Annotated in this window: 19 protein-coding genes; 11 read left to right on the forward strand and 8 right to left on the reverse strand. The window is 61.4% G+C overall.

Annotation, left to right across the window (positions count from 1 at the left end):
• Nucleotides 1-167 precede the first annotated feature (167 nt).
• Nucleotides 168-1,445, forward strand: coding sequence for a 4-aminobutyrate--2-oxoglutarate transaminase (gene gabT, locus LJX92_RS00990; RefSeq protein ID WP_228309206.1), 1,278 nt, complete (start codon nt 168-170; stop codon nt 1,443-1,445).
• A gap of 150 nt (nt 1,446-1,595) precedes the next feature.
• On the forward strand, nt 1,596-2,804 hold the full coding sequence (locus tag LJX92_RS00995; protein ID WP_228309207.1) for an HDOD domain-containing protein: 1,209 nt from the start codon (nt 1,596-1,598) through the stop codon (nt 2,802-2,804).
• Nucleotides 2,805-2,903: 99 nt separating this feature from the next.
• Here the strand turns inward: LJX92_RS00995 and LJX92_RS01000 are convergent, their stop codons facing one another.
• Together LJX92_RS01000 and desA are read right to left on the reverse strand one after the other, a co-directional pair.
• Nucleotides 2,904-3,905, reverse strand: coding sequence for a GGDEF domain-containing protein (locus LJX92_RS01000; protein ID WP_032878465.1), 1,002 nt, complete (start codon nt 3,903-3,905; stop codon nt 2,904-2,906).
• A gap of 188 nt (nt 3,906-4,093) precedes the next feature.
• The gene (desA, locus tag LJX92_RS01005; protein WP_005783697.1) at nt 4,094-5,278 is read right to left on the reverse strand and encodes a delta-9 fatty acid desaturase DesA; all 1,185 of its coding nucleotides are present in this window, start codon (nt 5,276-5,278) and stop codon (nt 4,094-4,096) included.
• Between the two features lie 167 nt (nt 5,279-5,445).
• Between desA and dibA the strand changes: the two genes are divergently transcribed.
• The 6 genes from dibA (at nt 5,446) to LJX92_RS01035 (ending at nt 11,756) form a co-directional block, all read left to right on the forward strand.
• Nucleotides 5,446-7,359 (forward strand): phosphodiesterase DibA, encoded by a 1,914-nt coding sequence (gene dibA, locus LJX92_RS01010; RefSeq protein WP_103734022.1) that lies wholly within the window; start codon nt 5,446-5,448, stop codon nt 7,357-7,359.
• Nucleotides 7,360-7,609: 250 nt separating this feature from the next.
• Nucleotides 7,610-7,792 (forward strand): sulfur starvation response protein OscA, encoded by a 183-nt coding sequence (gene oscA / locus LJX92_RS01015; protein WP_003170956.1) that lies wholly within the window; start codon nt 7,610-7,612, stop codon nt 7,790-7,792.
• A 65-nt stretch (nt 7,793-7,857) separates the two neighbouring features.
• Nucleotides 7,858-8,868 (forward strand): sulfate ABC transporter substrate-binding protein, encoded by a 1,011-nt coding sequence (locus tag LJX92_RS01020; RefSeq protein WP_228309208.1) that lies wholly within the window; start codon nt 7,858-7,860, stop codon nt 8,866-8,868.
• A 199-nt stretch (nt 8,869-9,067) separates the two neighbouring features.
• Nucleotides 9,068-9,886, forward strand: a complete 819-nt coding sequence (cysT, locus tag LJX92_RS01025; protein ID WP_005783708.1) for a sulfate ABC transporter permease subunit CysT — start codon at nt 9,068-9,070, stop codon at nt 9,884-9,886.
• Nucleotides 9,887-9,899: 13 nt separating this feature from the next.
• The gene (gene cysW / locus LJX92_RS01030) at nt 9,900-10,772 is read left to right on the forward strand and encodes a sulfate ABC transporter permease subunit CysW (RefSeq protein WP_032878463.1); all 873 of its coding nucleotides are present in this window, start codon (nt 9,900-9,902) and stop codon (nt 10,770-10,772) included.
• Nucleotides 10,773-10,775: 3 nt separating this feature from the next.
• Complete coding sequence (locus LJX92_RS01035; protein ID WP_005783710.1) at nt 10,776-11,756, forward strand: sulfate/molybdate ABC transporter ATP-binding protein; 981 nt, start codon at nt 10,776-10,778, stop codon at nt 11,754-11,756.
• A 47-nt stretch (nt 11,757-11,803) separates the two neighbouring features.
• Here LJX92_RS01035 and LJX92_RS01040 read toward each other — a convergent pair whose 3' ends face one another.
• Nucleotides 11,804-12,331 (reverse strand): DUF962 domain-containing protein, encoded by a 528-nt coding sequence (locus LJX92_RS01040; RefSeq protein ID WP_032878461.1) that lies wholly within the window; start codon nt 12,329-12,331, stop codon nt 11,804-11,806.
• An 83-nt stretch (nt 12,332-12,414) separates the two neighbouring features.
• Between LJX92_RS01040 and LJX92_RS01045 the strand changes: the two genes are divergently transcribed.
• Entirely contained in the window at nt 12,415-13,101 is a 687-nt protein-coding gene (locus LJX92_RS01045) for a Crp/Fnr family transcriptional regulator (protein WP_228309209.1), read from the forward strand.
• Here the strand turns inward: LJX92_RS01045 and uraH are convergent.
• Entirely contained in the window at nt 13,096-13,506 is a 411-nt protein-coding gene (gene uraH, locus LJX92_RS01050; protein ID WP_078820001.1) for a hydroxyisourate hydrolase, read from the reverse strand. The two genes, LJX92_RS01045 and uraH, sit on opposite strands and share 6 nt — an antisense overlap.
• Before the next feature lie 28 nt (nt 13,507-13,534).
• Nucleotides 13,535-14,008, reverse strand: coding sequence for a GlcG/HbpS family heme-binding protein (locus tag LJX92_RS01055; RefSeq protein WP_103734020.1), 474 nt, complete (start codon nt 14,006-14,008; stop codon nt 13,535-13,537).
• A gap of 100 nt (nt 14,009-14,108) precedes the next feature.
• On the opposite strand from LJX92_RS01055, the gene LJX92_RS01060 reads away from it, so the two are divergent.
• Complete coding sequence (locus LJX92_RS01060; RefSeq protein WP_005783719.1) at nt 14,109-14,474, forward strand: response regulator transcription factor; 366 nt, start codon at nt 14,109-14,111, stop codon at nt 14,472-14,474.
• Nucleotides 14,475-14,589: 115 nt separating this feature from the next.
• On the opposite strand, the gene LJX92_RS01065 is transcribed toward LJX92_RS01060, so the two are convergent.
• Complete coding sequence (locus LJX92_RS01065) at nt 14,590-15,594, reverse strand: AraC family transcriptional regulator (RefSeq protein WP_228309210.1); 1,005 nt, start codon at nt 15,592-15,594, stop codon at nt 14,590-14,592.
• Between the two features lie 101 nt (nt 15,595-15,695).
• Between LJX92_RS01065 and LJX92_RS01070 the strand changes: the two genes are divergently transcribed.
• Nucleotides 15,696-16,766 carry a fatty acid desaturase gene (locus LJX92_RS01070; protein WP_228309211.1) on the forward strand — a complete coding sequence of 357 codons (1,071 nt, stop codon included), beginning with the start codon at nt 15,696-15,698 and terminating at the stop codon, nt 16,764-16,766.
• On the opposite strand, the gene LJX92_RS01075 is transcribed toward LJX92_RS01070, so the two are convergent.
• Both LJX92_RS01075 and LJX92_RS01080 read right to left on the reverse strand, forming a co-directional pair.
• Nucleotides 16,753-17,568 (reverse strand): ABC transporter ATP-binding protein, encoded by an 816-nt coding sequence (locus tag LJX92_RS01075; RefSeq protein ID WP_032878454.1) that lies wholly within the window; start codon nt 17,566-17,568, stop codon nt 16,753-16,755. The genes LJX92_RS01070 and LJX92_RS01075 overlap by 14 nt on opposite strands.
• Nucleotides 17,565-19,163 carry an ABC transporter permease gene (locus LJX92_RS01080; protein WP_228309212.1) on the reverse strand — a complete coding sequence of 533 codons (1,599 nt, stop codon included), beginning with the start codon at nt 19,161-19,163 and terminating at the stop codon, nt 17,565-17,567. The genes LJX92_RS01075 and LJX92_RS01080 overlap by 4 nt, the downstream gene beginning before the upstream one ends.
• Nucleotides 19,164-19,274: the final 111 nt, after the last annotated feature.

The following is a 19,274-nucleotide window of genomic DNA, read 5'->3' on the forward strand; positions in this document are numbered from 1 at the left end:
GCAGTAAACGCAGAGGGCACGAGAGCGCTGTCCCTTTGCGTGTTTCACATCGTTATTCGTAGTGGCCGGGAAAGCTGGGGCAGTCGATCATCGAATGCTGCCGTAGTTGCCTCCCCGCCACGTATGCCTTGGACCACGCCACCCGATGAGTGGCGAATGAGGACTTTATGAGCAAGACCAACGCTTCCCTGATGAAACGCCGCGAAGCCGCTGTACCGCGCGGTGTTGGCCAGATTCACCCGATCTTCGCCGACTCGGCGAAGAACGCCACCGTGACCGACGTTGAAGGTCGCGAGTTCATCGACTTCGCCGGCGGTATCGCCGTGCTGAACACCGGCCACGTGCACCCCAAAATCATCGCGGCCGTGACCGAGCAGTTGAACAAGCTGACCCACACCTGCTTCCAGGTATTGGCCTACGAGCCCTACGTCGAAGTGTGCGAAAAAGTCGCCGCCAAGGTGCCGGGTGATTTCGCCAAGAAAACCCTGTTGGTCACCACCGGTTCCGAAGCGGTGGAAAACGCGGTGAAGATCGCCCGCGCCGCCACGGGCCGCGCTGGTGTGATCGCCTTCACTGGCGCTTACCACGGCCGCACCATGATGACCCTCGGCCTGACCGGCAAGGTCGTGCCTTACTCGGCCGGCATGGGCCTGATGCCAGGTGGCGTGTTCCGTGCGCTGTATCCGAACGAACTGCACGGTGTGAGCGTCGATGACTCGATCGCCAGCATCGAACGCATCTTCAAGAACGATGCCGAGCCACGTGATATCGCTGCAATCATCATCGAACCGGTACAGGGCGAAGGCGGTTTCTACGTCGCGCCGAAAGCCTTCATGCAGCGCCTGCGCGAACTGTGCGACAAGCACGGCATCCTGCTGATCGCCGACGAAGTGCAAACCGGTGCCGGCCGTACCGGTACGTTCTTCGCCATGGAACAGATGGGCGTTGCCGCCGACCTGACCACCTTCGCCAAATCCATCGCTGGCGGCTTCCCGCTGGCCGGTGTGTGCGGCAAGGCCGAATACATGGACGCCATCGCCCCAGGCGGCCTGGGCGGTACCTATGCCGGTAGCCCGATCGCCTGTGCGGCAGCCCTGGCGGTGATGGAAGTGTTCGAAGAAGAGCACCTGCTGGACCGCTGCAAGGCTGTCGGCGAGCGCCTGGTGACCGGCCTCAAGGCCATCCAGGCCAAGTACCCGGTGATCGGCGAAGTGCGTGCCCTGGGCGCGATGATCGCGGTCGAGCTGTTCGAAGACGGCGACACCCACAAGCCAAACGCTGCCGCCGTTGCCTCCGTGGTGGCCAAGGCACGTGACAAGGGCCTGATCCTGCTGTCCTGTGGTACTTACGGCAACGTGTTGCGCGTACTGGTGCCGCTGACCTCGCCGGACGAGCAGTTGGACAAGGGCCTGGCGATTATCGAAGAGTGCTTCGCAGAGCTGTAACACTGTCACTGTGGCGAGGGAGCAAGCTCCCTCGCCACAGGTTATAGCCCGTACACAAAAAACCGCTTCGGCGGTTTTTTTGTGCCTGCTTCATTGTACGCACGCGGCGGCATTGTCTAAGGTGCAAGCATTGCCGATGGAGCGTGCTGGATGACTGCTGTTGATTTACCTGCTGTACCCCGAGTGTTGATTGCCGAGGCGGACCCCTGGTCGCGGGACCTGCTCAAGCAAGTGTTGTTGAATGTGCGTTGTGACGCGCGGCTGGATGTGTGCGCAGATGGTGACTACGCTGCTGCGCTGTTACGTGAGAAAAGCTATGACCTGATCCTGGCGGATTGGGAGCTTGCAGGCGTCGATGGTCTGAGCCTGCTGCGCAGTGTGCGCCAGCAGCGCCGCTCCCCTGCATTGCCATTTATTCTGCTGAGCAGTCGCAACGACAGCGCCAGCGTACGCGAAGCCTTGCCCCTGGCGCCCACGGCCTACTTGACCCGCCCGCTGAACATGGAGAGCCTGACCCAGCGCCTGCAAGACCTGCTGCTTAACGAGGGCGAAAGCGTGTATTGCGAGATCCCGGCGCTGGCACCGGGAATGACCTTGCCAGCATTCCTGGAGCAGCGCCGAGAGGTCTGCGATGGCGCACCGTTGCGTGTGGACGTGAAAGCGGCGGTGCATCGCAGCCTGGGCCCCGAGGGCGTGGACCTGCAGCAGCTTGAAGATCAGGTGCGCATGGACCCGCAAATCACCGCTGTGCTGATCGCTGCCGCCAACAGTGCCGGGTATCACGGCACGCCGGTGCAGACTCTGCACGCGGCCCTGAACAAGCTGGTCCCTGGGCAAAGCATGAACCTCATCCTGGGCCTTGCGCTCAAGCACAACGTGGTGCTGGGTGACTCTGGGCTGGTGGCCTACGCCGAGCGGCACTGGCAGTTGTCCGAGGACAGCGCCGAGTACGCCCGGCGCCTGGCACGCATGTTGGAACTGGATCACCAGCGCTGCTACAGCGCCTGCATCCTGCATCGGTTGGGCGACCTGGCCTTGTTGCGCTGCCTGGAGGACTGGCGCCAGGGCGGCGGCGCCCTGGATGACGAAGCCATAGGCGAATCCCTCGACGCCTTTGGCGCCGCCTACGGTTCGGCGTTGCGCACGCGTTGGCGCTTGCCGCTGGAGTTGCGCCAATTGATCGCGGCCACCTATTCACTGGAAGGCGGTGTGTATTCACGCGAAGCCTTGGTGGTGAACCTGGCGACGCAGATGGCGCGGTTGACCGAGCACGAAGGGCTGCAAGAGCTGGCCGGCAGCAAGACGGCGCGGTTGCTCAAGGTGGGCTTGTCCGAACTGACGCGAGTACGCAAAACCTGAAACACACACCGATCAATTGTGGGAGCTGGCTTGCCTGCGATAGCGGTGGGTCAGCCAAGACGCCATCGCAGGCAAGCCAGCTCCCACAGTTGATCGGTATCAACCGGCTATAACGCGGTTCTTGCCTTGGCGTTTTGCCTCATACATCGCTGCATCCGCCCGGGCGAACAGGCTGTCGAGGGTGGAGTCATCTTCACGCAAGCTGGCCAGGCCCTGGCTGACGGTCACGCTGAACTCGCGCCCTTCATAACTGAACAACAAGGCCTGGATCTCCTTGCCCAGCCGTTCGGCTACTTGCAGGGCCATTTCTGGCGCGCAACCGGGCAGCACAGCGGCGAATTCTTCGCCGCCAATGCGCCCGAACAGGTCGCCACGGCGCAATACCCCCCGACCACTCTCAGCGATGCGCCGCAGCACCTGATCGCCCTCCAGGTGGCCGTAGGTGTCGTTGACGTCCTTGAAGTCATCGATGTCCAGCAACAGGAACGCCAGCGGTGTGCCCTGAACGCAGGCGTTGTCGAACGCCTGGTTGGCGCATTCGAAAAAATACCGGCGGTTGCTGCTTTGGGTCAGCACGTCGGTGGTGGCCAGACGTTGCAGTTCCAGCTCCAGCAGCTTCTTTTCGGTGATGTCTTCGGCCATGCCAACCACAATCAGCGGTTCACCGGGCACCACCTGCTGGTTGATGTAGCACTTGTCACTCAGCCAGCGGATTTGCCCGTCGGCGGTGATGATGCGGTACTCGCGGTCTTCCACGGCGCCTTGTTCCAGCACGCGGGCCAGGCTGTGTTCGGCGTAATCGAGGTCTTCGGGGTGAACACTGTTGCGCCATTCGCGGTGGTCGGCCAACAGCAAACCGGCCGAACGACCGAATATGCGCTCGTAGGCTGGGCTCACATACAGCACGCGACGGGTTGCCCAATCGATGGCCCAGAGCACGGCGTTCACGCTGACCAACAGCGAACTGAGCAATTGCTCGCGCTCACTCAGCCGCTCCACTTCGCCCTGGGCATGCATCAGCGCCAACAGGGTCGCCGCCGCAGCTGGACGCGGCGGCTCGGCAGTGGGCACATCGGGCAGGCAGGGCTTTTCGTGAACCATCGGTACAACTCTCTCTGGGCGCGCCGCAGGATGGAGCAGCGGTCACTACAAGGGGTCACCATGATGGCGAAGTGTTCTTTGAGAGAGGGGATTTGCAGTGAAGTTCCGTGATCGGCATGGATTGACGGCGCCCGGAAAATGGCGCCAAAAAGCCAGTGTGTGGGAGGGCAAGCCCTCCCAAAGTACCGTCAGACCGCCGCAGGGCGCAGCGAGTAGGTCTTCAACTGGTGGGCAAAGTCGCGCAGGGATTGAATGCCGCTGGCCTCGGCTTCGTGCACCCATTCCTTGATCGCGGCCAGCATATCGTGGCCATTGGTGCTGGTCTTGAGCCAGATCTGCTGGAGCGCCAGACGCTTCTCATAGATTACGGTCAGCGCATGGCTGTGCTCCAACATGCTTTGGATACGCAAGTGGTGACGGTCATCCAGCAAGCTGGTTTCCCGTGACAACAGGCGCTTGGCACGGTGGAACTGGTGACGTACCGAGTGATCGACCTTCTCCAGCTCCTGCTTGACCAGCGGGCCGATCACCAACTTGCGGTATTGGGCCATGATCTGGAAGCGGTTGTTGAGGATCGCCATGGCGGTGTCCATATCCAGGCTGCCCTTGCCTTCGACGCGGTGGGCGATGGGGGCAACACGCTGCACCTTGGCCAGGCGCAGGAAGCTGAACACCTTGATCCAGGCCCAGCCCAGGTCGAACTCCCACTTCTTCACCGACAGCTTGGCCGAGTTGGGGTAGGTGTGGTGGTTGTTATGCAGCTCTTCGCCGCCGACGATGATGCCCCACGGCACCAGGTTGGTGGCGGCGTCACGGCATTCGAAGTTGCGATAGCCCACGGCATGGCCCAGGCCATTGATCACGCCGGCGGCCCAGAACGGAATCCACATCATCTGGATCGCCCAGATGGTGATACCGATGGTGCCGAACAGCAGCAGGTCGATCACGCCCATGAGCGCCACGCCCAACAGCGGGTAACGCGTGTAGAGCTTGCGTTCGATCCAGTCGTCCGGGCAGTTCTTGCCGTAGATGCGCAGGGTCTCGGGGTTTTCCGCCTCGGCACGGTACAGCTCGGCGCCTTTGCGCAGCACCGTGGACAGGCCCTTGATCACCGGGCTGTGCGGGTCATCGACGGTTTCGCATTTGGCGTGGTGCTTGCGGTGGATGGCGGTCCACTCGCGGGTGTTCTGCGCCGTGGTCAGCCACAGCCAGAAGCGGAAGAAGTGTTTCAGGCCGGCATTGAGCTCAAGGGAGCGATGGGCCGAATAACGGTGCAGATAGACAGTGACCCCAATAATGGTCACGTGGGTCATCAACAGCGTGACTGCCACCAGTTGCCAGGCTGACAGGTCAAGAAAACCGTTGTACCACATAGGCTGTATGGCCCTCAGATAAAGAAAAGAACAGCTCACGCATTATCACTAAGCCTACAGAGAAAACCAGCCGCTCTTTCAGATAGGAGTGACTGGATGTTTCTTATTCTATAATCCCCAGCCTTCGTAGGGCGATTCTGTTTTTTTTGGTAAGGATTACTGACCATATGCTGTTTTCATACCGAGGAGCCCTACGTGCGGGGCTGGTATACCTGTTGATTTCCGTCGTATGGCTCAGACTCAGCCACCAATTATTGATCAACTTTATCGATGAACCGGGGGCGCTGGCGCATTGGCTGCAACTTCGCGGCTACGTCTGGGTAGCCCTGAGTGCGCTGGCTATATACCTGATGGGCGTACGTTTCGCCCGCGCCCACCAACTACAGCTGCCCCTGCAAGAAAACCGCGTACGTCTGCAACAGGCGGCCGCCGTGTTCGATTGCACCCGCGAAGGTGTATTGGTCACCGATGCCCAGGGCCTGATCGTGCACGTCAATCGCGCATTCATGGAGATTACCGGCTACCGCCGCGAAGACGTCATGGGCCAGCCGCCCAGCCTGTTCAAGTCCGGGCGCCATTCGTCGGCTTTCTATCAACAGATGTTTCAGACCCTGGAACGTGAAGGTGAATGGAGCGGCGAAATCTGGAACCGCCGCAAAAGCGGCGAGGTGTATCCACAGTGGCAAACCATCCGTGTGATTCGCGATGAGCGGGGCCATATCAGCCATTACGTCGCGGTGTTCTCGGACATCAGCGCCATCAAGGACTCCGAACACGAACTGGCGCACCTGGCCCATCACGACCCGCTCACCGACCTGCCCAACCGCCTTTTATTCACCGATCGTACCGAGCAGGCCCTGGCCTCGGCGCAAGTGCACAAGCGTGGCTGTGCCCTGCTGTTAATGGACCTGGACCACTTCAAGATCATCAATGACAGCCTGGGCCACAATGTTGGAGACCAGTTGCTCAAGCTGGTGGCTGACCGTCTCAAGGGCCTGTTCGGGCCTGGGGTCACACTCGCGCGGCTGGGCGGCGACGAGTTCGCTGTGCTGGCGGAAAGTTGTCCACAGGTGATCCAGGCCGCTGCCTTGGCGCAGCGCATGCTCAATGCCATGAAAGACCCGTTTGTTTTTGACGGTAATCAATTGTTTATCAGCGCCAGTATTGGCATCAGCCTGTTCCCCAGCGATGCCTTGAGCGCCGAGCAATTACTGCGCAACGCCGACTCCGCGTTGTTCAAGGCCAAAAGCGTCGGCCGCGAGGGCTATGCCCTGTACACCGAAGAGCTGACCGCTCACGCGCAAAATCGCGTGGAGATCGCCAGCGAACTGCGCCGTGCCCTCGACCAGCAGGAACTGCGCGTCTACTACCAGCCGGTGCATAACCTGCCCGACAGCCGTTTGGTGGGCGTTGAAGCGCTGGTGCGCTGGCAGCATCCGGAGCGCGGCCTGGTGCCCCCTGGCGAATTCATCCCCATCGCCGAACGCACCGGGTTGATTGCCGATATCGACGCGTGGGTGATGGACCAGGCGTGCCGGCAGATGTGCCAATGGCTGGCGGACGGCGCGCCGTTGGGCTTTATCGCCGTCAACGTCTCCAGCCGCCTGTTTGCCCGGCGTGAACTCTATGAACAAGTGGCTCAGGTGCTGCACGACACGGGCCTGGACCCGGCGTTTCTTGAGCTGGAAGTCACCGAAAGCGCAGTGATGGACGACCCCGAAGTGGCTCTGGAGCAACTGCACCGTCTGCGCGAACTGGGCTTGCGCCTGGCCATCGACGATTTCGGCACCGGCTACTCTTCGCTGTTGCGCCTCAAGCGCCTGCCGGTGCAGAAGCTGAAGATCGACCAAGGCTTCGTCGCCGGTCTGCCGTGGGACGAAGACGACGCCGCGATCGTGCGCGTGGTCATCGCCCTGGCCAAAAGCATGGGGATGCAGGTACATGCCGAAGGAATCGAGCAGGTGGAACAGGCGCGGTTCCTGTTGGGTCAGGAGTGCGATATGGGCCAGGGGTATTGGTTTGGACGACCGATGCCGGCCCAGGAGATTGATTGGTCACGAGCCCCCGCCATCCGACCTTGAAACACGGTCAAACTGTGGGAGGGGCGGTGCGACCGCCCCGACCCTCCCACATTTTGATCACATCAGGCCTTAACTTCAGCATCTGAGCAGAAAATCCACCCGCAACCCCGCGCCCTATCAGAAAATTCTTTCTGGTTATATAAACATTCTTAAATAGTATTTTTAAGAATATCCACGCTTATCTACTATCGCCCTCACGCCGCAAGCAGTGTCGTCACTGCCAGGCACTATTCATTTCAGGAGCGAGACCATGAGCGCATCTCTACGTAGCGTCGACGGCCAGGACGAAGCAGCCATTTTGCGTGAGATCCAGAGCGCCTTGCGTGATCTGCGCTTTGGCGCGGTGGAAATCACTGTGCACAACGCCCAAGTGGTACAGATCGAGCGCAAGGAAAAATTCCGCCTGCAGAACCCGGGTAACAAACCGAGCTGAGCAAGAACGGCGATAGACCCGCAACTAATAAGAAAAGCCAACACTCAAGAATTTCAGGAGCTTCTATGTCGTCGATTCGCCGTTATGCCTTGGCCGCGCTGGCCAGTGCCGTGTTTGCCGGTTCCGCTGTTGCCAAGGACTACGAGTTGCTCAATGTCTCGTACGACCCGACCCGTGAGCTGTACCAGGACTATAACGCAGAGTTCACCAACTTCTGGAAGCAGTCTCACCCCGGCGACAACGTCAAGATCCAGCAGTCCCACGGCGGCTCGGGCAAGCAGGCACGAGCAGTGATCGACGGCCTGCGCGCCGACGTGGTGACCCTGGCCCTGGCCGGTGACATCGATGAAGTCGCCAAGCTGGGCAAGACCCTGCCGGAAAACTGGCAGACGCGTCTGCCGGACGCCAGCACCCCGTACACCTCGACCATCGTGTTCCTGGTGCGCAAGGGCAACCCTAAAGGCATCAAGGATTGGGGCGACCTGATCAAGAAAGACGTGTCGGTGATCACGCCCAACCCGAAAACCTCCGGCGGGGCGCGCTGGAACTTCCTTGCTGCGTGGGCCTATGGCCTCAAGGCCGGAGGCAGCGAAGCCAAGGCTCAGGAATACGTGAAAGAGCTGTTCAAGCACGTCCCGGTACTGGACACCGGCGCCCGGGGTTCTACCATTACCTTCGTCAACAACGGTCAGGGTGACGTATTGCTGGCCTGGGAAAACGAGGCGTTCCTGGCCTTGAAAGAAGACGGCGGCGCCGACAAGTTCGACATTGTCGTGCCGTCCCTGTCGATCCTGGCGGAGCCGCCGGTGGCTGTGGTCGACAAGAACGCCGAGAAAAAAGGCAATACCGAGATCGCCACCGAATACCTCAAACACCTGTACAGCCCGGCCGGCCAGGAGATTGCGGCGAAAAACTTCTACCGCCCACGCGATGCAAAAGTAGCCGCCAAATACGCCCAGCAGTTCCCGAAACTGGACCTGGTGACTATCGACAAAGATTTCGGCGGCTGGAGAACTGCCCAACCGAAATTCTTTAACGACGGTGGCGTGTTCGACCAGATCTACACGGCGCAGTAAGCCAAAGTAACTGTAGGGGCCTGACTTTCTGTAGGAACTGGGCTTGTGTGGGAGCTGGCTTGCCTGCGATAGCATCACCGTGGTGTGGCTGATACACCGAGGTGCCTGCATCGCGGGCAAGCCCGGCTCCCACAGAAAAGCCAGCTGCCACAAAAAGCGCGCTCCTACAGTGGTGTCTACCCTTTAACCAAGGACTCTTATGTCGCGTCGTATTTCCCCCGTCATACCCGGCTTCGGGCTGACGCTGGGCTACACCGTCGTGTACCTCAGCCTGATCGTGCTCATCCCGCTGGCGGCGATGTTTGTACACGCCGCCCAACTCACCTGGGATCAGTTCTGGAACATCATCTCCGCACCTCGCGTGCTGGCGGCGTTAAAGCTGAGCTTCAGCACCGCGCTGTACGCCGCGCTGATCAACGGCGTGATCGGCACGCTGCTGGCCTGGGTGTTGGTGCGTTACACCTTCCCCGGCCGCAAGATCATCGATGCGATGATCGACCTGCCGTTCGCCTTGCCCACCGCCGTCGCCGGTATTGCCTTGACCGCGCTGTATGCGCCTAACGGCCTGGTCGGCCAGTTCGCAACCGACCTGGGCTTCAAGATCGCCTATACCCCCTTGGGCATCACCCTGGCGCTGACCTTCGTGACCTTGCCCTTCGTGGTGCGCACGGTGCAGCCGGTACTGGCCGATATCCCCCGGGAAGTCGAAGAGGCCGCCGCTTGCCTGGGTGCCAAGCCACTGCAGGTGTTCCGCCATATCCTCGTGCCGGCATTGTTGCCTGCCTGGCTGACCGGGTTCGCGTTGGCCTTCGCCCGTGGCGTGGGTGAGTACGGTTCGGTGATCTTCATCGCCGGCAACATGCCGATGAAAACCGAAATCCTGCCGTTGCTGATCATGGTCAAGCTGGACCAATACGACTACCGCGGCGCCACCTCCATTGGTGTGCTGATGCTGGTGGTTTCCTTTGTCTTGCTGCTGCTGATCAACTTGTTGCAGCGGCGCATCGAACGTCCATAAGGAGGCGCGGAACATGTCCCAATCGTCTATTTCCGCCGCGTCCTCGGCCAACGCTGCCCGCCGTGGCAGCGCGACGTCGCGACGTATCCTGATCGGCCTTGGCTGGCTGGTGTTCGCCCTGTTCCTGCTGTTGCCGCTGGTGATCGTGGTGTCCCAGGGCCTGAAGAATGGCCTGGGTTCGTTCTTCACCGCGATCCTTGAGCCGGACGCGCTGTCGGCGCTGAAACTCACGGTGATCGCCGTGTTGATTTCGGTGCCGCTCAACCTGGTGTTCGGGGTCAGCGCGGCCTGGTGCGTAAGCAAGTATTCGTTCCGTGGCAAAAGCATCCTGGTCACGTTGATCGACCTGCCGTTCTCGGTTTCACCGGTGATTGCGGGCCTGGTCTACGTGCTGATGTTCGGCGCCCAGGGCTTCTTCGGCCCATGGTTGCAGGACCATGACATCCAGATCGTGTTCGCCTTGCCCGGCATCGTGCTGGCGACCATCTTCGTTACTGTGCCGTTCGTGGCCCGTGAGCTGATCCCGCTGATGCAGGAGCAAGGCACTCAGGAAGAAGAGGCCGCGCGCCTGCTGGGCGCCAATGGCTGGCAGATGTTCTGGCATGTCACCGTGCCGAACATCAAATGGGGCCTGATCTACGGCGTGGTGCTGTGCACGGCGCGGGCCATGGGCGAGTTCGGCGCGGTGTCGGTGGTGTCCGGGCACATTCGCGGCGTCACCAACACCCTGCCGCTGCACGTCGAGATCCTCTACAACGAATACAACCATGTTGCCGCGTTTGCGGTGGCCAGCCTGTTGCTGATCCTGGCGCTCTTCATCCTGCTGCTCAAGCAGTGGAGCGAGAACCGAATCAACCGCCTGCGCAACAGCGCCGGTGAGGAATAAGTCATGTCGATCGAAGTCCGTAATGTCAGCAAGAACTTCAACGCCTTCAAGGCCCTGGACAGCATCAACCTGGATATCCAGAGTGGCGAGCTGGTGGCGTTGCTGGGCCCGTCCGGCTGCGGCAAGACCACCTTGCTGCGCATCATCGCCGGCCTGGAAACCCCGGATGCCGGCAGCATCGTGTTCCACGGCGAAGACGTCTCCGGCCACGATGTGCGGGATCGCAATGTCGGCTTTGTGTTCCAGCACTACGCCTTGTTCCGCCATATGACCGTGTTCGACAACGTCGCCTTCGGCCTGCGCATGAAGCCGAAAAACCAGCGCCCGAATGAAAGCCAGATCGCGGCCAAGGTCCATGAGCTGCTCAACATGGTGCAACTCGATTGGTTGTCCGACCGCTACCCGGAACAACTCTCCGGTGGCCAGCGCCAGCGTATCGCCCTGGCCCGCGCGCTGGCGGTGGAGCCTAAAGTGCTGCTGCTGGACGAGCCCTTCGGCGCCCTTGATGCCAAGGTGCGTAAAGAGCTGCGCCGCTGGCTGGCGCGCCTGCACGAAGACATCAACCTGACCTCAGTGTTTGTGACCCACGATCAGGAAGAGGCCATGGAAGTCGCCGACCGCATCGTGGTGATGAACAAGGGCGTGATCGAGCAGATCGGCTCACCGGGGGATGTCTACGAAAACCCGGCAAGCGATTTTGTTTATCACTTCCTGGGTGATTCGAACCGCCTGCATTTGGGCGAAGACAAGCACCTGCTGTTCCGCCCCCACGAAGTGTCGTTGTCGCGGCATGAACTGGAAGATCACCATGCGGCCGAGGTACGCGATATTCGTCCGCTGGGCGCAACGACTCGCGTGACCTTGAAGGTGGAAGGGCAAAGCGAGCTGATCGAGGCTGAGGTGGTGAAAGACCACGACAGCCTCACCGGGCTGGCCCGTGGCGAGACCCTGTTCTTCAAACCCAAGGTCTGGCAAAAAGCCTAAACTCAATACAGAACCCAATGTGGGAGGGAGCAAGCCCCCTCCCACATTTAGACTTCACTTGGCTTGAGATCGCGGCGTCCCACCGGGCCTGAACGTTGTTCAATCTGCTTTTGCAGGTCCTGCCGCAACCCCAGCAAAAACGCCAACTCCGCCACCACAAACAACGGCCCCACGATCAGCCCCGACACATCGTCCACAAACGCGGGTTTCTTGCCTTCGTAGTAATGCCCGACAAACTGAATCACCCAGCCCACCACAAACATACCCACGCCACTGCTCAGCCATACCATCGTGCTCTGTGCCGCCAATACATGCCCAGCCCATACCGACAGACCCATCAACACCGTCATCAGCGCGCCCAGGGCCAGTTCCAGGCGCAGGTAGAACCACGCCGAGAACAACGCCAGGAGCACCGCTGGCGAGACCCAAAGGCCACCCACCGTCCACTCGGGGCGTGACAGCAGCACGGCCACGGCAACCACTATCAATGGGATACCGATAAAGTGACTGACAATATTGCGCGGGTCGCGGTGGTAGGCGGCGTATTGACTGAGGTGGTCGACGAGGCTTTTCATTGTTGTTCCTCCTGTAGGATGTTTGATCATGCCCTGTCAGTCGGTGCCTAACTGTCAATTGGGCGACAATCTTCGGAGTTCCCATGGACACAGGCAAATGGCACGCGCAATTGGTTCGCGGTCAGTGGTTCAGCCACTTGCCGCCAGACTTTCAGCGTAGCCTGCTGGGGGCGGCGCGGTTGCGCGTACTTGCAACGGGGCAGTTCCTGTTCAAACGCGGCGACCCGCCGTGTGGCCTGTATGCGGTGCTGGAAGGGGCGGTGCGCATCAGTGCCGTCAGCGCCCAAGGCAAGGAAGCGGTATTGAGCCTGGTGGAAACCCCTCACTGGTTCGGCGAGATCTGCCTGTTCGACAACCTGCCACGCACCCACGATGCCCTCGCCACGGGAGCCTGCACGCTGTTGCAGGTACCGCAGGCGGCCATCCTCGCCATTCTCGAACAGCATCCGGTGTTCTGGCGCGATATGGCGCTGTTGATGAGCCATAAACTGCGCCTGTCTTTGATCAACATTGAGCAGATAAGCCTGATGCCCGCGTCGGCACGTCTGGCCCATCGGTTGCTGATGATCGCCCAGGGTTACGGCGAAATAGAGCAGGCGCGCCGCATGTTGCAACTGCCTCAGGAGGATCTGGCGGCGATGCTGGGCCTGTCGCGCCAGACCATCAACAGTCTGCTCAAGGCGCTGGAGCAACAGGGCATCATTGGTTTGAGCTACGGCGCCATCGAGATACTGGACCTCGCCGGGCTGCGCCTTGCCGCGGGCCTATGAACCACGATAGGTGGAGAAGCCGTAAGGGCTGAGCAACAGCGGGATGTGGTAGTGCTGGTCGACCTGCTTGACCTGGAAAATCACCGGCACCTCGGGGAAGAACGTCTCGCGGTTGGCCTTCTTGTAGTAATCGCCGGTCTTGAACACCACACGGTACTCGCCCGGCTTCATGCTCTGGTCGGCGGGGAACAGTTCGGCGATGCGTCCCTGTTGATTGGTCACGCCCTGGGACAGTGATTGCCACTGATCGCCCACATGCTGTTCCAGGGTGACGCTGACACCGGCCGATGGCAGGCCGTTTTCCAGGTTGAGCACGTGTACGCTCAGCGGGTTGCCGGCGGCCAGGGCCAGGTTGCACAGGCCGCTCAGGCTGAGGGCGGCAAGGGTCATGCTAAGGTTTTTCATCGAGAAGTCCTTGTGACAGTGGGTGGAATCAAGGGGTGGTTTTCAAGCCCAGTTGCTCGGCAGCCTGTACGGCGCAGGCTTCGTCCTGCGCAGCGCCGCCGGCACCGGCGATGCCCAGCGCGCCGACCAGCTCAGCCTCGGCAAACAGCGGCACGCCGCCGCCGAGCAACAGCAACTCGGGCAAGCTGTTAAGGTTGGCGGCTTCAGGGTTGTTACGCGCACGCTCGGCAAACAGCCGGGTTGGGGTTTTGGTCGACAGCGCCGTGTATGCCTTGCGTTGGCTGGCGAAGCTGTTGTGCGGGCCGACACCGTCCGCCCGCAGGGCTACCAGCAAATTGCCACCGCGGTCCAGTACCGTCAGCGCGGCCGTGCAGTGGGCCAGGCTGGCGTCGGCCAGTTGGCGCGCAGTGTGCAAATCCAGCTCGGCATGGCGTGGCAGTGGTGGCGTTGCCTGTGCAGCGGTGGTCACAGCGAGGCTCAAGAACAAAGCGGTGCGATACATGTTTGTGGCTCCAGGAGGCAGGTGCTCACGGTAGCCAGTGGACGCGGACAAAAGCCGCACAATTGGATGACAGGTTTGTAATCAAACCCAGAGGTAAGACATGCAGGTGTTGTTAGTGGAAGACCAGCCGCAACTGGCGCAGCTTATGGCCCAGGGTCTGAGCGAGGCCGGCTTCTCCGTGGAAGTTGCGGCCAACGGCATGGCGGCGCAGCGGTTTGTGGAAAGCTCTGTGTACGAGCTGGTGATTCTGGATGTGATGCTGCCGGGCTTGAACGCCTGGAAATTGCAGCAGGCGATTCGCCAACGCGGCAAAACGCCGATTTTGTTTTTGACCACGCCGGGCGGCATTGAAGACCGATTGCGGGGGTTGGAGCTGCACGAGGATGATTACCTGCTAAAGCCGTTTGACGCCAAGGTGTTAGTGGCGCGGGTGAGGAAAGTATTGCGCCGGGATCGTGGGCGTTGATTGCCTGGGCGACCGCTATCGGGAGCAAGCTCCCTCCCACATTTGACCGCGTTCACAGTTCAGCGTGGGAGGGGGCTTGCCCCCGATGAGGCCATCACAGCCACTGAAAATTCTCCTACCGCAATCCCTCCCGAAATTGCCCGGGCGTCATCCCCGTCCAGCGCTTGAACGCCCGGTTGAAACTGCTGGTATCGGCAAACCCCAGCAAATGGCTGATCTCGGCCAACGAACACTGCGGATCCCTCAGGTGCAGCAACGCCAGGTTCTGCCTGCACTCATTGAGTAGCGCATCAAACCGACAGCCTTCATCCGCCAAGTGGCGCTGCAAGCTGCGCAAGCTCAGGTGCAAGGCCTGGGCAACGCGTTCGGCACTCGGCTCGCCATCGGGCAATTGCGCCTCGATCACGGAGCGCACCTTGCGCTCCCAGGTCAGCGGTTGCAGGTGGGCGAGGGTGCGCTTGAGCACGGTTTCATTGTGTTCGGCCAATTCCGGGTTGGCGTCGTCGAGATGGCTGTCGAAGTCGTGGGCAGCGAACTCCAGGCGGTCTTCGCTGGCGGCAAAAAACACCGGCGAGCGCAATACGGTATGCCACGGCGTGGGGTCGGCGGGTTCCGGGCGCATTAGATAAACGGCCAACGGCGCGTAGTCACGCCCCAGGCGGTTGCGGCAAGTGCGCACATAGATCGCCACGAAGGCGTCGATGGCCTCCGGCGCCGGCGCGGGGCTGCCTTGGGGTTGGAGCAGGCGAAAGTGGTACGCGTCGCCATGGCGGGTCAACTCCAGGCTCAGGGCGTCACTGACCACCTGGTGATAGCGCACGATGCGCTCGAACACCTCGCGCAAGCTGCCGCTGGCCACCAGGGCATAACCGAGGGCGTGAAAGGTGGTGGGGCTGACGAACCGCGACACCCGCAAGCCAATCGCCGGATCACCGCTGGCCTGCACCGCCAGTTGCCAGAGGCGCGTGGTGGCCGACAACGGATAGCGTGCGTTGGGGTCGTCCATCTGCTGCGGGTCGAGCCCGGCCTCGGCGCACAGCGTGGCGCTGTTCAGGCCCAGGGCGTCGAGCTGCTTGCGCAGGGCGCGGGTCCAACTGGCGAGGGAAGTGGGTTCGGTCATGGCGATTGGCGCTTGCGGTCAACAGGTTGGCGTCCGGGGCTAGCGTCCTGCCCGATCGCTTAGGGCAGGATGGACACATCAATGTACAAGAGGATGGAAGCATGGACGGTACTTCTGCAAGTCCCCAACAGATGAACGCACAACAACGTTCAGCGCATATCCGTGAGGTGGTGCTGGCCGAGGGCGCCCGATTGCGCCAGCGCCATCCCTGGCTGCTGCATCAGGACGCCCTGGGCGCGGGCATCCTGGCGTTTGCCTTGTTGGGCATGCTCGGCTCGGCGGCGCTCTATATCAGCGGTCACCTGGCCTGGTGGGCGTGCCTGCTGCTCAATGCGTTCTTTGCTTCACTGACCCACGAGTTGGAGCACGACCTGATCCACAGCATGTACTTTCGCAAGCAGCGCCTGCCCCACAACCTGATGATGGGCCTGGTGTGGCTGGCACGGCCCAGCACGATCAACCCGTGGATACGCCGGCATTTGCACCTCAACCATCACAAGGTCTCCGGCACGGAGGCCGATATGGAAGAGCGCGCCATTACCAACGGCGAGCCCTGGGGGCTTGCGCGCTTGCTGATGGTGGGCGACAACATGATGTCGGCCTTGATCCGAATGCTGCGGGCCAAGACCTGGGCACACAAGTTCAGCATCCTCAAGCGCGTGGTGCTGGTGTATGCCCCGCTGGCACTGCTGCATTGGGGCGCCTGGTACGTCTTCCTCGGTTTTCATGCCGCCAACGGCATCGCCAGCCTGTTGGGCGCGCCGATCATGTGGTCGGCCGGCACCTTGCAGATGATGCAGGTGATCGACATCGCTGCAGTGGTGATCATCGGCCCCAACGTATTGCGTACGTTCTGCCTGCACTTTGTCAGCTCCAACATGCACTACTACGGCGATGTGGAACTGGGCAACGTGATCCAGCAGACCCAGGTATTGAACCCCTGGTGGCTGTGGCCGTTGCAGGCGTTCTGCTTCAACTTCGGCAGCACCCATGGCATCCATCACTTTGTGGTGAAGGAGCCGTTCTACATTCGCCAGATGACCGTCAAGGTGGCGCATAAGGTCATGGCCGAGATGGGTGTGCGCTTCAATGATTTCGGCACCTTCGCCCGGGCCAATCGGTTTGAGCGCCAGGAGCAGCCGGGCGTCAAACTCGCTTTCAGCAAGCAATGAACGCCAGGGGCAAATCGCGGATCTGTTCGCGCACCGGCGGCTGGTAGTGGTCGTCACTGATCAGTTCATGCAGCAATTGTTCGCGCAGTTGGTGGAATTCAAAGCTGCTGCGCTGGCGCGGATGGGGCAGGGCGATGTCCACCATCTGCTTAATGCGCCCCGGCCGGGGCTCCATCACCACCACGCGGTCGGCGAGGAAAATCGCCTCTTCCACATCATGGGTGACCAGTACCGTGGTGATCCTGGCGCGGGCGCGAATTGCCAGGAGCTCGTCCTGCATCTGCTGGCGGGTCAGTGCGTCGAGGGCGCCGAAGGGTTCGTCCAGCAACAGGATGCGTGGGCTGGCTACCAGGCCACGAGCGATCGCCACCCGTTGCGCCATGCCGCCGGAGAGTTGATGCGGGTAGGCACGCGTGAAATCGGTGAGGCCCACCAGCTCGATAAAGTCACGGATGCGCCGGTTGCGCTCGGCCTCGTTCAGCGGCTCGTTGACCAGGCCCAGGCCGATGTTCTGCGCCACGGTCAGCCAGGGAAACAGGCGGTGCTCCTGGAACACGATACCGCGCTCGCCACCGATACCGCTGACGGCCTTGCCATCAACCTGGATCTCACCGCGATATTGTGTGTCGAGCCCCACCAGCAGACGCAGCAGGGTGGACTTGCCGCAACCGCTGGCGCCGACAATCGCGACAAATTCCCCTTCGGCAATCTGCAGGTTGAATTCGCGGATGGCTTCCAGTTCGAAGCCGTCGACATCGAAGCTTTTGCCCACATGGTTGAAGCTGACAATCGGTGCGTTCATGCGTGTCTCCAGCGGGTGGCACGGGTTTCGATGCGTTGGCCGATCAGGTTGAGGGCGGCGCCGGTGAGGCCGACCAGGAGCATGCCGCTCATGATCAGGTCCATGCGCAGCAACTGTTGGGCGCCGATCATCAGGCTGCCGATGCCGCCGTCCGAGGGCATGAAATATTCCGCGCCGATGGTGCCCATCCAGGCGTAGATCAGGCTCAGGCGCAGGCCGGCGAAAATCCCCGCCGCGGCCCCCGGCAGTACCAGGCGACGCAGACGTTGCCACAGGCTCAGGCGCAGCACTTGCGCGGCTTCGCGCAGTTGCGGCGACAGGTTGAGCACGCTGCGCTGAGTGGCGATGAATAACGGGAAGAACGCGGCGAGGGCGATAAACACCCACTTGGCCAGTTCACCCAGGCCGAACCAGGCAGTGAGCAGCGGCACCCAGGCGAAAATCGCGATCTGGCGCAGCGCGGCCAGGGTCGGGCCGAGTACCCGCTCACTGCGCCGCGACAGCCCCAGCCACAAGCCCACGGCAAAGCCCAGGCTGCCGCCGAGCAGCAAGCCACCCACGGCCCGGCCGAGGCTTTTGCCTAAAGCCGCGCTCAGGCTGCCATCCAGCACACCCGCCACGGTGGTTTGCAGCACCGCTTGGGGGCTGACCAGAATGTTCGGGTCGACCCAACCCTGTTGCGTTGCCACTTGCCACAACGTCAGCAATAGCAGCGGCAACAGCCACGGTTGCAAGCGTTGCCAGCCTTCATAGCGTGGCCCGCGGCGGATCTGCGCTGTAGCCGGATGGGGCCAGTGCACCCACTTGCGATCCAGCCAACCAATGCCGCGGTCCATCACTACGCCCAGCACACCGATGACCACGATGCACACAAAGACAATATCGAGCATGAACAACTGGCGCGCCCACACCATCAGGTAGCCGATACCTTCGCTGGAGGCCAGCAACTCCACGGCCAGTAACGACGTCCAGCCCGCCGCCAGGGCCAGGCGTACCCCGGCCATGAACGCCGGTAGCGCAGCGGGCAGGATCAGGCGGCGGATCAGCAAGTGGGTGGGCAGGCGCAACACGCGGGCGGCTTCGCGCAGGTTGGGTTGGGCGTCGCGCACGCCCACCAGGGTGTGCAGGGTTACGGGCACCACAATGGCCTTGACCAGCACCACCAGTTTCAAGGTTTCGCCAATGCCGAAAAACACCATGAACAGCGGAATCCACGCCAAGGTCGGTACCTGCGACAGCGCGCTGAACGTGGGGAATACCAAACGCTCGGCGCGGGCGCTGAAACCCAGGACTGCGCCGAGTATCGCGCCCACGCCGATACCGGCCAGCAGGCCCCAGAACAGGCGCTGCAAGCTGATCGCAAGATGGCTCCATAACTCGCCACCGGCCAACTCCACTGCGCTGCTCCACACCAGGGTGGGGGCGGGCAGAATCTGTTCGCTCATCCAGTGATTGCGACTGGCCAACCACCATAGGGCAAACAACGTGAACGGCAGCAGCCACGCCAACAGGCGCTGACACAGCTGCGGCCAACGCGGCACTCTACCGTTGGACGGGGCCACCAGAGGTAGGCTCAAAAGTGAAATCCGGGCCATGGAAGACCTCCGTGTCGCCAAATGCATTATGTGATTTCGATCTTATAAAAACGTAATCAAGATGATTGCGAGATAAGAGAAATCATTTAAAGCCTCAGCTCTCCACGCATC

The organism is Pseudomonas sp. HN8-3 (genome assembly GCF_020790195.1).
GTDB lineage: Bacteria > Pseudomonadota > Gammaproteobacteria > Pseudomonadales > Pseudomonadaceae > Aquipseudomonas > Aquipseudomonas synxantha_A.

Bases quoted from the DNA above. Each gene is read 5' to 3' on its own strand.
- LJX92_RS01060 (WP_005783719.1), top strand. From the start codon at position 14,109: ATGCAGGTGTTGTTAGTGGAAGACCAGCCGCAACTGGCGCAGCTTATG.
- LJX92_RS01000 (WP_032878465.1), bottom strand. From the start codon at position 3,905: ATGGTTCACGAAAAGCCCTGCCTGCCCGATGTGCCCACTGCCGAGCCG.
- LJX92_RS00995 (WP_228309207.1), top strand. From the start codon at position 1,596: ATGACTGCTGTTGATTTACCTGCTGTACCCCGAGTGTTGATTGCCGAG.
- dibA (WP_103734022.1), top strand. From the start codon at position 5,446: ATGCTGTTTTCATACCGAGGAGCCCTACGTGCGGGGCTGGTATACCTG.
- gabT (WP_228309206.1), top strand. From the start codon at position 168: ATGAGCAAGACCAACGCTTCCCTGATGAAACGCCGCGAAGCCGCTGTA.
- LJX92_RS01035 (WP_005783710.1), top strand. From the start codon at position 10,776: ATGTCGATCGAAGTCCGTAATGTCAGCAAGAACTTCAACGCCTTCAAG.
- oscA (WP_003170956.1), top strand. From the start codon at position 7,610: ATGAGCGCATCTCTACGTAGCGTCGACGGCCAGGACGAAGCAGCCATT.
- LJX92_RS01080 (WP_228309212.1), bottom strand. From the start codon at position 19,163: ATGGCCCGGATTTCACTTTTGAGCCTACCTCTGGTGGCCCCGTCCAAC.
- LJX92_RS01055 (WP_103734020.1), bottom strand. From the start codon at position 14,008: ATGTATCGCACCGCTTTGTTCTTGAGCCTCGCTGTGACCACCGCTGCA.
- LJX92_RS01045 (WP_228309209.1), top strand. From the start codon at position 12,415: ATGGACACAGGCAAATGGCACGCGCAATTGGTTCGCGGTCAGTGGTTC.
- desA (WP_005783697.1), bottom strand. From the start codon at position 5,278: ATGTGGTACAACGGTTTTCTTGACCTGTCAGCCTGGCAACTGGTGGCA.
- uraH (WP_078820001.1), bottom strand. From the start codon at position 13,506: ATGAAAAACCTTAGCATGACCCTTGCCGCCCTCAGCCTGAGCGGCCTG.
- LJX92_RS01040 (WP_032878461.1), bottom strand. From the start codon at position 12,331: ATGAAAAGCCTCGTCGACCACCTCAGTCAATACGCCGCCTACCACCGC.
- LJX92_RS01065 (WP_228309210.1), bottom strand. From the start codon at position 15,594: ATGACCGAACCCACTTCCCTCGCCAGTTGGACCCGCGCCCTGCGCAAG.
- LJX92_RS01075 (WP_032878454.1), bottom strand. From the start codon at position 17,568: ATGAACGCACCGATTGTCAGCTTCAACCATGTGGGCAAAAGCTTCGAT.
- LJX92_RS01020 (WP_228309208.1), top strand. From the start codon at position 7,858: ATGTCGTCGATTCGCCGTTATGCCTTGGCCGCGCTGGCCAGTGCCGTG.
- cysT (WP_005783708.1), top strand. From the start codon at position 9,068: ATGTCGCGTCGTATTTCCCCCGTCATACCCGGCTTCGGGCTGACGCTG.
- cysW (WP_032878463.1), top strand. From the start codon at position 9,900: ATGTCCCAATCGTCTATTTCCGCCGCGTCCTCGGCCAACGCTGCCCGC.
- LJX92_RS01070 (WP_228309211.1), top strand. From the start codon at position 15,696: ATGGACGGTACTTCTGCAAGTCCCCAACAGATGAACGCACAACAACGT.